This is a genomic window from Streptomyces sp. P5F9 (genome assembly GCF_057961495.1).
The window spans coordinates 1-13,632 of sequence record NZ_JBXVPZ010000059.1 but is presented as its reverse complement, the minus strand read 5'-3'; the positions used below and the strand labels follow the sequence as shown (position 1 = coordinate 13,632).

Genomic DNA, 13,632 nt, shown 5'->3' with positions numbered 1-13,632 from the left:
TCGGTGGATGAGAAAACCTTAGCCGCCGCTTATGGGACGGACAAGGCTCACCAATTCGAGGAACAATCCGCGGGGCAATCCGTGGATATAGGTATTGTTTAATTTGGGACGAGTGCAGTCGGGTCACCAGTGTCACGCGCCGGACGCCGGCGCGACAGGGGCGTCCAACCGACCGACCCGAGCACTTGGACACCGGACCGGGGTGCGACGCCCCCTCCGCACGGGGGTGGACGGCGGGGGCGCCGCGGTCTGGATTGTCAACTGTCAAGGCACGGCCGCCGCCGGCTAGTTGGTCGCGAGGGCCTCCGTCGGGGGCAGCCGGGCCGCACGGACCGCGGGGTAGAAGCCGGCCAGTCCGCCGATGGCGAGGGTCGCGGCCAGACCGCCGGCCATCGCCCACAGCGGCACCAGGGCGGCCCACCCCTGATAGGCGGCATAGCCGTCGGTCACGCCGATGCCCAGCAGCACGCCGCCCAGGCCGCCGAGCCCGGACAGCAGCAGCGCCTCGGCGAGGAACTGGATCCTGATCTGGCCCCGGGTGGCGCCCAGCGAGCGGCGCAGCCCGATCTCCGAGCGCCGCTCCAGCACCGAGATGACCATGGTGTTGGCCACCCCGACACCACCGACCAGCAGCGCGACCCCGCCCAGGCCCAGCAGCAGCCCGCTCAGCGTCTTGTCCGTGGCGTTCTTGGCGGCCAGCGCGTCGGAGGGACGGGAGACATTGACCTCGTTGGGGTCCTCCGGGGACACCGTGGCGCCCAGGACGCCGTGCACCTTCTCGACGTCGGCGTCCTTCGCCCGGGTGTAGATCGTCGTCGGATAGCCGTCGAAGGACAGCTCCTTCTCCGCCACCGGCCAGCCCACGAAGGCCTGTGTGTCAAGGACCGGCAGCAGCTCGTTGTGCGCCAGCAGACCCACCACGGTGAACCAGTGGTTGCCGAGCCACACCTGCACGTCGGGGCCGGCCCGGTGGATCCCGAGACTGCGCGCCGTCTCCGAGCCCAGCACCACGGCCGGATAGCGGCTGCTGGCGGCGTTGAGCCAGCGGCCGTCCACGATCTGCCCGCCGATGGACCGGAGCAGGTCGGTCCGCGCCGCGCTGACCGAGAGGCCGCCGGACTCCACCGACGGGATGCGGTCGTTGCGGTAGAGCTTCGCGTCCGTGGTGCCCGCCGCGGAGGCCGAGATCACCTCCGGCCGGCTCGCGACCATCGCGACGGCGTCGTCGGACAGATGGGCGTTCGCGCCGGTCATGGTGGTGCCCGGCGAGACCGTGAGCAGATTGGTGCCGAGCGCGGCCAGCTGCTTGTTCAGGTCGTTCGTCGACGAGGTGGAGATGCCCACCACGCCGATCATCGCGGCGATGCCGATCGCGATGCCCAGGGCGGAGAGGAAGACCCGCATCGGCCGCGAGCGCAGGCCCCAGCCGCCCACCCGGGCCACGTCGGACAGGCTCAGCCGGGCCGCCCGGGGCCGCGGCGGCGGAGGCAGCTCGGCCCAGGGCCGCTCCCGGCCGGCCGGCGGCGACTGCGTCGTGCTCATCGCTCCACCCCCGTGTACGCCAGGGCCCGGGGCCCCGGTGCCCCCGAATCGTGCTCGATACGGCCGTCCCGGACCCTGACCTCGCGCGGCAGGGACGCCGAGATGTCCCGGTCGTGGGTGATGACGACCACCGTCGTCCCGGCCTCGTGCAGCTCGTGGAGCAGCTCCATCACCACCGTCCCCGAGCGGGAGTCCAGTGCGCCGGTCGGCTCGTCGGCCAGCAGCAGCGGCGGATCGCCGACCACCGCGCGGGCGATCGCCACCCGCTGCTTCTCACCGCCGGACAGCTGCTGCGGCTCGTGCAGGAGCCGGTGCCCCAGGCCCACCCTGCGCAGCGCCGCCTCGGCGAGCCGGCGCCGCTCACGGCGCGGCCGCCCGCCGTACAGCAGGCCGTCCGCCACGCTGTCGAGGGCGGGGACTCCGGCGGCGAGGTGGAACTGCTGGAAGACGAAGCCGATGGTGCCGGCGCGCAGCGCCGACAGTTCGCGGTCGTTGAGGGAGTCCACGGCGTGGCCGGCGATCGCCACCGTCCCCGACGAGGGGCGGTCCAGCGTGCCCATGATGTTGAGCATGGTGGACTTGCCCGAGCCCGACGGGCCGACGACCGCGAGCATCTCGCCGCGGTGGACCACCAGGTCCGTCTCGACGAGGGCGGCCACGTCGCCGTACGACTTGCTGACTCCGGCCAGCTCGATCACCGGGTGGGCTGCGACGGTCACTTCGGGACCCCCACGACCGTGCCCGCGGTGATGCCGGTGCCGGAGATCTCCACCATGCCGTTGCCGAACGTCCCGAGCTTCACATCGCGGTACTCCGTCTTCGCCCCGGTCACCACCTCGACCGCGTAGCCGCCGCCGGGCAGCGCGAACAGGGCGCTGATCGGCACGGCCAGCACGTTCGCGCGTGTCTCGGACGCGAACTCGACACTGACGGAGGCGGCCTGGTAGGCGCCGATCTTCGCGGCGTCCTTGACCTTCAGCTCCACCGGGACGGTGGCGTTGGAGGAGCCCGAGCCCGAGGAACCCCCCGAACCCCCGGCGGGCGAGGAGCCCGAGGAGTCGTTCGACGACGTCGGTGTGCCGATGTCCGTCACCAGGGCGGTCACCGTGGTGTTGTCCGGCAGCGTGACCGTCGTGGCCCCGCCCTTCTTCGCCAGGTCCGCGTACTGCACGGGCAGGTCGACGGAGATCACCCGGTCGATGCCTGTCCAAGTGAGCACGTCCCCCGCGAGGGTGTCGCCGACGGCGAGCTCCGCCTTGGCGACCCGCCGCGCGCCGGACGCCACCAGCGCGTCGCCGACCCGCACCTCCCCGGTCTGCGAGTGGCCGAGCTTGTCCTGCCACTTCTCCACGGCGGCGGCCGTGCCGTAGTCGTAGGTGTCGTCCACCGTGAAGCCCCGGTAGCCGAGCGCCCGGAGGTTCTTCTCCAGCATCTTGACGTCGCTGCCGCTGCTGCCCGGTTTCAGCGTCCGGTACAGCGGCACGGAGCCGTACAGCAGCGGTACCGACTGCTGGTTGACCTTGTAGACCGGCTGTCCGCGGGTGATGGTGTCGCCGTCCGAGGGCATCCAGGTGACGATCCCGGAGCCGGCCCCGCCACCGCCTTGCGCCGCCCCGCCGGACTGCGCCGAGCCGGACGCGCCGGGGGCCTGGACCGCCGCGGTGTCGCCGTACCCGAGCTGCCCGTCCACGGTCTGGGAGCTGGTCAGCGTCGTCCGCTTCACCTGCGCCGTGGCGGGCGGTCCGGTGGGCGCCGTCGCCTCGGTCTTGTCGTCCCCGCCGCCGAACACGCCCGAGGCGGCGCCGGCCGCGGCCACGGCGACCACCACGGCGCACGCGACGATGAGTGCGATGCGCATCCCGCGGCGCCGCGGGCGACCGCCCTCGGGCGGCGGCTGCTCCACGGCACCGCCGTTCCCGTCGAAGGAGGCGAGGGCCGCGGCCCTCGGCTCCAGTTCCCCGCCCGGGACGTCCGCCGCGCTCTCAGGGGCGGCCGTCTCCACGGTCCCCTCCTCGCGACCGGTCACTGCCCCCCTCCTGTGACCATCAGGCTGCCGCCGGGCCGGATGCTGTAGCAAGCGGCCGTGGCCTTGGCGAAGTTGGGGTCGTCCTGCCCGGAGATACCGGCCGCGTCGGCGTCGATGATGATCGTGCTGCCGTCGACCTTGGGGTCCTGGAAGTTGGGCATACCGTTCTTGCGGATGCACTTCGCCCACGCGGCGACCTTCGTCGCGTCGAAGGACCGGCTGTTCGCGGCGGCGCCGGTGTCGCCCTGCACCAGCTTGGACTGGCAGGCCGACTGGGCCGACTTGAAGGTCGGCGAGTTCTGGTCGATGTCCGCGGGGACCGTCAACTGCACCCGGCCCTGGCTGTCCTCCTTCGGGTCGGGGTAATTCGAGACGCCGTTGTCGCGCATGCACTGCGAATAGGCGACGGCCGAATTGGAGGAGTCGCTCGACGAATTCGACGAGCCCTGGCTGTCGTCGGACGCGTCAGTGGATTTCGAGTCCGACGAACAGCCGACGAGCATTGTTCCGGCCGTCAGCACGGAAAGGACCGCCAGGACCGGCCCGGCCATACGCTTCTGAAATGTGTTCGGCATACCACCAGTTCTACGGGGCACCCGGTCACACCGAGGTTGCAACGGGCGCCCCACGCGACCGTTCAGTCAGCCCGGTCCCCGGCGGCACTCTCCCGCGCGTCGGGCGCCACCAGCGTGATGGCGCCGGCGGGGCAGCGGGCCGCGGCCGCGCGCAGCGCCGGCAGCGCCTCAGGTGCCGCCTCGCGGACGCGCGGCAGCGCCAGGCCGTCCTCCTCGGACTGGTCGAAGTACCGGGGCTCGAACAGGGCGCACACCCCCGAGCCCGCGCAGCTGTCGCGGTCCACCCGGATCCCGACGCGCGCCGCGCCCCCGTCCGCGCCGGTCACCGGCGTCACCAGGCGACCGGAAGCGTCTCGACGCCGAACTGCGGAGCCAGCAGCCGGAAGCGCAGTTCCTCCACCCCGGCGCCGAGGCGCAGGCCGGGGAACCGCTCCAGAAGCCCGGTGAAGGCGATCCGCATCTGCACGCGTGCCAGCCCGGCGCCCAGGCAGAAGTGGTTGCCGTGGCCCAGGGCCAGGTGGTTGGCGGACTCCTCCCGCGCGATGTCCAGGCCGTCCGCGACGCCGTCGCCGTGCGGGCAGCGGTTCGCGGCGAGCACCGAACACGACACCACCTCACCGGCCTTGATCACCTCGCCGGCGATCGCCACGTCCACCAGCGCCGTGCGCGGCGAGACGACCGCCACCACCGAGACGTAGCGCAGCAGTTCCTCCACGGCCCGGTCCATCAGCTCCGGCCGTTCCCGCAACAGGGCCAGCTGCTCGGGATGGAGCAGCAGCGCCAGGGTGCCCAGGGCGATGGCCTCCGCGGTGTTCTCGATCGAGCCGTTGGCGATGCCCTCGCAGAGTCCGGCCAGCTCCTCGTCCGTCACCCCGTCCCCGTGCTCCCGGATCAGCGTCCCGACCAGGCCCTCGCCCGGATGACGGCGCTGTTCCGCGACCAGTTGCTCGAAGTGCCTGAAGTACGCCGTCGCCGCCGGTTTCCGGCGGGCGCTGTGCCCGGCGGCCCGGTAGTCGCTCAGCCGGGACAGCTCGGGCAGGTCGTCCCGGGGCAGGCCGAGGATCTCGGCGAGGACCAGGCCGGACACGGGCCGGGCGAAGTGCCGCATCAGGTCGGCCGGTTGGCCCGCCCGCTCCAGCACGTCCAGGTGGTCCGCGACGATCCGCTCCATCATCGGCTCCAGCCGGCGCATCTGCCGCACCGTGAACATGGGCGCCACCAGCCGCCGCAACCGGCTGTGCTCCGGGGGATCGATGTGCAGCAGGCTGCCCTCGTGCTGATCGAGTTTGCGGCCGCCGGGCTCCGGGGGCGGCACGTTGGAGAACCGCTCGGAATCACCGAGGATCTGCCGCACCACCTCACGGCCGGTCGCGATCCAGCCGGGCATTCCCCCGGGCGCCTTGGAGAGCGGCGCCCGCGCACTGATCTCCAGGAGTTCCGGCACCGGGTCCAGCAGGCTCCGGCGCTTGTCGACCTGTAGCTCGAACGACTGCGTCATGCGGGTTCTACCTTTCCGACGTGTCTGACGTGGACGGGTCTGACGTGGACAGGGCGGACGGGGGCTGCTGCTCCACGAGCCGTTCCGCGACCGCGCGCCCGATGACCGAGGCGCTCTCCGCCCACAGCAGCCCGATGTGGTCGGCGGGGACCTCGATGCCGTCGATGCGGCCGGCGATGTACTGCGCCCAGGTCGTGCGCTTCTCGTCGAGGGACATCTGGGCCAGACCGCCCTCGGTGGCCAGGAACAGCAGCGCGTCACCGCCGAAGCGCCGCGGCGTGTGCCGCCGTTCCAGCCCGATCATGTGCTGCTTCGTCCTCTCCATGTCGCGTGTGAAGGCATCGGCCAGCGGCGCCCCCACCTCCGGACCGCTGAGCACCACGCGCCCTTCCCGGTCCACCCCGTCGCCGTCCTCCTCGTGGGTGCTCTCCGCCTCCCGGTGTCCGCCGGGGAATCCGTCCAGCAGCGCCAGCAGCGAGACCTGTTGGCCCTGTTCCTCCAGCGCGGTGGCGACGGCCTGGGCGAGCACCGCGCCGAAAGACCAGCCGAGCAGCTGGTACGGCCCCTCGGGCTGCACCGCGCGGATGCGTTCGACATGTCCGGCCACCATCGCGTCCATGCTGTCCGGCATCGCCCCCCGGCCGGCGAAGGCGGGCGTCTGGAGGCCGTAGACCGGGAGGTCCTCCGGAAGGTGCTGGAGGATGCCGGAGTAGCACCAGGCCAGGCCGGTGCTGTGGTGCAGGCAGAACAGCGGTGCGCGGGAGCCCCCGAGCCGCAGTGCCAGCAGCGCGTCGAGGTCGTCGCGTCGGCGTCCGGCACGTCGTGGCGCCGACAGGTCGGCGCCGCCGTCCTCCGCGGCGCGCGGCTCCACCAGTCCGTCGGAGGTCCACGCGGCACGCCGGCCGGTGCGCAGCATCAGGTCGCCACCGGGTCCGAAGGGGTCGGGCACGAAACTGCCCGCGGTACGGGCCGGCGCGCCGGCATAGACGCGGGCCAGGGACGGGCCCGCCACGTACAGGTCGCCGGCCACCCCGGCCGGGACCGGACGCAGCCAGGCGTCGAGGACGTAGGCGCGCGCGGTGCGGGGCAGCGGGACGGCGGCCGGCGCGGGCTCGCGGTCCGGCCGCTCCGTCGCGGGTACGACGGCGGTGTCCTTCACGTCGACGGTGCTGCCTCCGCGCAGCGCGGCCAGTACCCCGACGAGGAGTTCGGCGACGGGTGCGCCCGCGTCAAGACGGACCGCGCCGTCGGCCGATCCCGTCGCCGGGGACGCCGCCTGACGGTCGATCACCCGACCGAGCAGGGACCGGTGATCCAGCATTTCGCCCACCAGGGTGCCGTCCGGTGCCTCCACGGGGAGTACGACCGCCGGCTGGGACGGCGACGGCGCCCGGACCGCGGCGGTGCGGCGCAACAACCGGCTGTTCCCGGCCCGGATCGCGTCCTCCACCCGCAGCACCGGCACCGTCCCCTCCCCCGGCACGGCGGCGTCGCCGGACCGGACGAGCGCGGCCGGGCGGTCGCAGCCCAGCGCGGCGGCCGCCGCCAGCGGGCCCGCGGGGTCGCCCGGGTCCGCGATCAGGCACGCGGCGCCGGACCTGAGCACCCCGAGCACGGCGACCGCCCAGCCGGTGCCGGGCCGGGCCGCCACCACGACGACGTCTCCCGCACCGGCCCCGAGCCGGTCCAGCCGCGCGGCGAGCCGGCCCGCCGCCCGGTCCAGCGAGCGCCGGGTGAGGTGGCCGTCCCGGTCGCGGACGGCCACGGCACGCGGGTCACGGGCCGCGGACTCGGCGAACGCCGGGAGCACGGTGCCGTCCGGGACCCGGGCAGCGCCGAGGTTCCACTCCTCGGTGAGCCGCCTGAACTCCGCCGTGCCGAGCAGGATGTCGATGCGGCTCAGAGTCAGTTCGGGGTCTGCCGCCACCTGTTGGAGGACGTGGACGAGCCGCTTCGCGAGGCGGGCCGCGGTGGCCCGGTCGAACAGTTCCTCGGCGTAGTCCAGGGTGCCGTCGAGGCCGCCCGGTCCGCCGTCGTCCCGGTAGCGGTCGGTCAGCCGGAGCGACAGATCGAACCCGGACGCCGGGGCACCGAGGTCGACCGTCGAGGCGTTCAGTCCGGGGAACGCCGGGATGTCCCACTTCTCCGCGGTGTCCTCCCGTACGTCCAGGACGGTCTGGAAGACCGGATGCGGGTCGCCGGGTGCCTCGTCCGCGACGCCCAGGATCTCGGCGATGCGCGCGAACGGCACGTCCCCGCGTACGTCGGCCTCCCCTGCGGTCTCCCACACGCGGCCGAGCAGTTCCCGGAACGTCGGGTCGCCCGAGACGTCGGTGCGCAGCGGCAGCAACCCGGCGAACGGGCCCATGGCGGCTTCGAGTTCACCGCCGGCCGCCGGCCGCTGCGTCACGGCGCCGACCGTCAGATCGGTGCCCGCGCCCATCCGGGCGAGGAGCATCGCAAGACCCGCGTGGACGACGGCCGCCGAGGTCGCGCCGAGCGGCCCTGCCACGTCCAGCAGGCGGGCGTGCGTCGCGGCCGGGACGCGCAGCGGCACCGATCGGGCCCGGTGGTTCGGCCGGGCGGGCCGCGGCCGGTCCGTGGGGAGGACGGTGGCGGTCGGGGCGTCCGCCAGCATCTCCTTCCAGTACGCGATCTGGTCGCCGACCCCACTCCCGTCGGCGTCCGCCGCCGTCGCCTCTGCTTCCGCGTCGGCGAGCCGGCGGTTCTGCCACACGGCGTAGTCGGCGAACTGAAGGGGCAGGGGCGCGCGTTCGGTGGCGCGGCCCTCGCGGCGCGCGCCGTACGCCACGGAGACGTCGCGTACGAGAGCGTCCCGGGACGCGTCGTCGGCGCCGATCCGGTGGAGGACGAGGAGGAGGACGTGGTCCGTGTCGGAGAGCGCGAACAGGGTGGACGCCCAAGGCGTCTCGCGTCCGAGGTCGAAGCGGTGGCCGGCGCGGGCGGCGAGGACGGCGGGAAGCTCCTCCTCGGTCGCCTCGACGAGCGGCAGGGCGGGAACGGCGGCGGGGTCGTCGGCGTCCAGAATCCGCTGGACCAGTCCGCCGTCCGGGGTCTCGGCGAAGACCGTACGCAGGATGTCGTGCCGTGTCGCCACGTCCGCCAGCGCTGCCCGCAGGGCGTCGTGGTCGAGTTCGCCGCGCAGGCGCAGGGCCACGGACGACTGAAGGGCCCGCGTCCGGGGGTTGGCCGCGGCGCGCCGCCAGTCGAGCCGCTGCCCGGCCGTCGCCGGCGCCACACCGCCCTCGTGGTCGACCGCGACCACCGGGGGCCGCTCCTTCAGGGCCAGGATGCGCGCCGCGCCGATCGGCGTCGGCTTGCTGAAGAACTGTTTCATGTCCAGTTCGACACCGGCCTCCGACCGGATCCGGCCCGCGAGGTGCATCGCCAGCGCGGAGTTGCCGCCCAGGTCGAAGAAGTTGCCGTCGGCGGCCACCCGGTCGATGCCCAGGACCTCGGCGAACAGGGCGCAGAGCAGTTCCTCCGTCTCCGTCCGGGGGCGGAGGCCCAAGGCGCCGTCGTCCAGCTCCGGGACCGGGAGAGCGCCGTGATCGACCTTGCCGTTGACGGTGAGGGGCAGGGCGTCGAGGACCAGGACGACGGAGGGGACCATGTAGTCCGGGAGGCGCGTCGCGGCGTACTCGCGCACGCTCCCGGTCTCCACACGCTGCCCGCCCTCCGGGTCGTCCGGCAGGACGTAGGCGACGAGGCGCGGGTTGCCCGGGCGGTCCTCGCGGACCGTCGCGATGGCCGTCCTGACGTCCGGGTGGGCGGCGAGGACGGCTTCGACCTCGCCGAGTTCCACGCGGAACCCGCGGATCTTCACCTGGGTGTCCGCACGCCCCACGAAGGCCAGGTTGCCGTCACCGTCGGGCAGCCACCGGACCAGGTCACCCGTGCGGTACATCCGCTCGCCGGCACCGAACGGGCAGGCCACGAACCGCTCCGCGGTCAGCTCGGGCCGGTTGACATAGCCCCGGGCCAGACCTGAACCGGCGATGTAGAGCTCCCCGGTGACACCCACGGGCACGGGCCGGAGATACGCGTCCAGCACATAGGTGCGGACGTTGGGCAGCGGACGGCCGACGGCCGGGGGCGCGTCCTCACCGGTGATGCCCGAGTCCAGCAGCACGGCGGTGGTGATGACGGTGGCCTCGGTGGGCCCATAGGTGTTCCACACCCGGGCGCCTTCACGCCACCTGGCCGCGAGACCGGCCTCAAGCCGCTCCGCACCCAGCACCCAATTCCCCACCCCCGCAACCGACTTCGGCTCCAGGGCACGCAGCAGGGAGGGCACGACGCTCGCCACCTCGACCCCGGCGGCCTCGACCATGCGCGCCAGCGCCGCACCGTCGAGCCGCTCATCGGGCGAGGCGATCGCCAACGCGCCCCCAGCGGCGAGAGTTACGGCCACGTCCAGCACCGCCGCGTCGAAGCTGAACGACGCGAACTGAAGAGCCGTCACTCCGGGTCCCGCTCCCAGGACGGGACGCATGACCGACGCCAAGTGCGCCACGGAGGCGTGCGCGACCGCGACACCCTTCGGGCGCCCGGTGGACCCTGATGTGTAGATGACGTAGGCCAGTTGGTCGGAGGTGACGTCCGGCAGCTCACCCGAGTCGGTCCCCAACTCGCCCACCAGGGCCGTCTCCACGTCCGCCGACAACCGGCCCACGGTCTCCTCGGCGACCAGCACCAGTTCGGCACCGCTGTCGGCGACCATGAACAGCAACCGGTCCGAGGGATACTCCGGATCCAGCGGGACGTACGCGCCACCCGCCTTCCACACCGCCAGCATGGCCACGACCATCTCGGCCCCACGCGGCAGACACAGCCCCACCCGCGACTCACGCCCCACCCCACGGGCGACCAGCCCGCGGGCCAACGCATCCGACCGCGCATCCAACTCGCCGTAGGACAGGGCCTGTTGCCCGGACCACAGCGCGGTCGCATCCGGCGTCCGCACCGCCCACCCACAGAACCGCTCCACCACCATCGACGCGTCCACATCCCGCGCCGTGCCGTTCCACTCCTCGACGACCGCGGACCGCTCAGCCTCGTCCAACAACTCAAGGGCGCCCAGCCGGACTTGGGGGTCGGCCGCGGCCTGCTCCAGCACCCGCGCCAGGCGTTCGGCGAGACGGCGTACGGTCCGCTCGTCGAACAGATCCGCGGAGTAGAGGATCCCGCCGCCGAGACCGGCCGGGGCTCCGCTGTCGGAGCGGCGCTCGTTCAGCGACAGGGAGAGATCGAAGCGGGCCGCGGGGGCCTGCGCCGGCGGGACCGCCTCGACGGTCAGGCCGTCGAGGTCCCACCGCGCCTCGGGCAGATTCTGCAGCGCCAGCATCACCTGGAACAACGGGTTGCGGGCCGCGGAGCGCGCCGGGTTCAGCTCGTCGACCAGCCGCTCGAACGGCACGTCCTGGTGCGCGTACGCCGACAGGTCCGACTCACGCACCCGACGCAGGATCTCGGCGAACGAAGGATCCCCCGCCAAGTCCGTCCGCAGGACCAGGGTGTTGACGAAGAACCCTGCCAGCTCCTCCAGTTGAGCGTCCGAGCGGCCTGCCACCGGTGTGCCGATGCAGACGTTCTCCCCGGCGCCCATCCGCGCCAGCAGCACCACCAGCGCGGCATGCACCACCATGAACATGGTCGCCCCGCTCCGGGCGGCCAACTCCACCAACCGGCCATGCGTCGCCGCGTCCACCCCGACCGGCACCGAACCACTACGGAAGGAGGGCGTCGCCGGGCGCGGGCGGTCGAAGGGGAGCGCCGTCTCCTGCGGGGCCCCCGCCAGCACCTGCCTCCAGTGCGCGATCTGAGCGGCCCCCGCGCTGTCCGGGTCGTCCAGCTCGCCCAGCACCTCCCGCTGCCACAGCGCGTAGTCCGCGTACTGGACCGGGAGGGGTTCCCACTCCGGGGGACGGCCACCGTGCCGGGACCGGTACGCCGTCCTGAGGTCCCTCGCCAGGACGCCCATCGACCAGCCGTCGGAGGCGATGTGATGGGACACCAGCAGCAGGACCCACTCCTCCTCCGAGACCCTCAACAGGGCGGTCCGCCACGGCAGTTCGGCCCCGAGGTCGAATCCGTGCCCGGTCTCCTCCGCCATCACCTCCCGCCAGCGCGCCCCGGCCTCGATCACCCGAAGCCGGGGCCGGCCCTCGGTCCCCTCGCGGATCTCCTGGTACGGCACTCCCTCCACGTCGGGGAAGACCGTACGGAGGCTCTCGTGCCGGTCCGCCACATCGCCGAGCGCCGCCTCCAGGGCCGCCACGTCCGGCCGGCCCAACAGCCGCAGGGCGAACGGCTGGTTGTAGGCGGCGGCCCCCTCACCGTCGCCGTCGGCGCCTTCGATCCGGTTGAGGAACCACATCCGCTGCTGCGCGAACGACAGCGGCACCCGCTCCGGACGCTCCCGGCGGCGCAGCGGCGCGCCGGCGGCCGCCCCGGCCGCGTCGACCAGGCGCGCCACCCCGGCCACCGTCGGATCCGCGAACACCTCGCGGACCCCCACCGACACATCCAGCTCCGCCCGCACCCGCGCGATCAACCGCATCACCAGCAGCGAGTCGCCGCCCAGCGCGAAGAAACTCTCCTCCGCCCCGACCTCCTCCACCCCGAGCAACTCCGCGAACAAGGCGCACAACGCCTCCTCCGCGGGCGTCTCCGGACCCCGGGAACCGCCCGCTCCGAGGTCGGGAGCGGGCAGGGCAGAGCGGTCGATCTTGCCGTTGACGGTGAGCGGGAACGCGTCGAGTACGACGACTGCCGACGGGACCATGTAGTCGGGGAGGCGGGTGGAGGCGAAGGCCCGTACGTCCTCGGCGTCCATGTCCCCGACGACGTATCCGATCAGCCGACCGTCGCGCGCCAGCACCGCGGCCCGCTCGACCTGTGCATGGGTGGCCAACACCGTCTCGACCTCGCCGAGTTCGACCCGGAACCCGCGGATCTTCACCTGCGCATCCGCACGCCCCACGAACTCCAACAGCCCGTCCGAAGCCCAGCGGACCAGGTCACCGGTGCGGTACATCCGCCCCGTGCCGTCACCGAAGGGGCAGGCCACGAACCGTTCCGCCGTCAGGTCGGAGCGGCCGATGTAGCCACGGGCCAGACCGTCTCCCGCGATGTACAACTCCCCCGTCACACCCACCGGAACAGGCCGCAGGAAGGAATCCAGCACGTAGGTACGGATGTTGGACAGCGGTCGGCCGATCGCGGGCGGCGCGTCCTCACCCGTGATGCCCTCCTCCAGGAGGACGGCGGTGGTGATGACGGTGGCCTCGGTGGGCCCATACGTGTTCCACACGCGGGCGCCTTCACGCCACCTGGCCGCGAGACCGGCCTCAAGCCGCTCCGCGCCCAGCACCCAATTCCCCACCCCCGCAACCGACTTCGGCTCCAGAGCCCCCAACAACGAAGGCACCACACTCGCCGTACTCACACCGGCCGCCTCGACCATCGCGGCGAGAGCAGACGGGTCCTGTCGCTCTTCGGACGAGGCGATCGCCAGCGTGCCCCCGGCGGCCAGCGTCACCGCCACATCCAGCACCGCCGCATCGAAACTGAACGACGCGAACTGCAACGCCGTAAGCCCCGGCCCCACACCGAGAACGGGACCCATAGCCGAAGCGAGGTTGGCCACGGAAGCGTGCTCCACCGCCACACCCTTCGGACGCCCCGTCGACCCCGACGTATAGATGACGTACGCCAGTTGGTCAGAGGTGACGTCGGGCAGCTCACCCGAGCCGCTCCCCAACTCGCCCAGCAGCACCGTCTCCACATCCGCCGACAACCGGTCTACGGTCTCCTCCGCGACCAGCACCAACTCCGCACCGCTGTCAGCCACCATGAACAACAACCGGTCGGACGGATACTCCGGATCCAACGGGACGTACGCCCCACCGGCCTTCCACACCGCCAGCATGGCCACGACCATCTCGGCCCCACGCGGCAGACACAGC

General features: G+C 72.9%; 7 protein-coding genes. All 7 read right to left on the bottom strand.

Going from position 1 to position 13,632, the window contains the following annotated elements:
- Positions 1-285: 285 nt before the first annotated feature.
- Complete coding sequence (locus AC31A1_RS13095) at positions 286-1,542, bottom strand: ABC transporter permease (protein WP_489653452.1); 1,257 nt, start codon at positions 1,540-1,542, stop codon at positions 286-288.
- Positions 1,539-2,261: an ABC transporter ATP-binding protein gene (locus AC31A1_RS13090; protein WP_352179377.1), complete on the bottom strand. Its 723-nt coding sequence runs from the start codon at positions 2,259-2,261 to the stop codon at positions 1,539-1,541. Before AC31A1_RS13090 ends, AC31A1_RS13095 begins: the two co-directional genes overlap by 4 nt.
- Positions 2,258-3,568 (bottom strand): peptidoglycan-binding protein, encoded by a 1,311-nt coding sequence (locus tag AC31A1_RS13085; RefSeq protein WP_489653451.1) that lies wholly within the window; start codon positions 3,566-3,568, stop codon positions 2,258-2,260. The genes AC31A1_RS13090 and AC31A1_RS13085 overlap by 4 nt, the downstream gene beginning before the upstream one ends.
- Positions 3,565-4,143: a hypothetical protein gene (locus AC31A1_RS13080; RefSeq protein ID WP_489653450.1), complete on the bottom strand. Its 579-nt coding sequence runs from the start codon at positions 4,141-4,143 to the stop codon at positions 3,565-3,567. Before AC31A1_RS13080 ends, AC31A1_RS13085 begins: the two co-directional genes overlap by 4 nt.
- 62 nt (positions 4,144-4,205) lie before the next feature.
- Complete coding sequence (locus AC31A1_RS13075) at positions 4,206-4,478, bottom strand: ferredoxin (protein WP_489653449.1); 273 nt, start codon at positions 4,476-4,478, stop codon at positions 4,206-4,208.
- A complete protein-coding gene (locus AC31A1_RS13070; RefSeq protein WP_489653448.1) occupies positions 4,475-5,641 on the bottom strand; it encodes a cytochrome P450 in 1,167 nt (388 codons plus the stop codon). Before AC31A1_RS13070 ends, AC31A1_RS13075 begins: the two co-directional genes overlap by 4 nt.
- A 7-nt stretch (positions 5,642-5,648) precedes the next feature.
- Positions 5,649-13,625 (bottom strand): amino acid adenylation domain-containing protein, encoded by a 7,977-nt coding sequence (locus tag AC31A1_RS13065; protein ID WP_489653464.1) that lies wholly within the window; start codon positions 13,623-13,625, stop codon positions 5,649-5,651.
- Positions 13,626-13,632 lie beyond the last annotated feature (7 nt).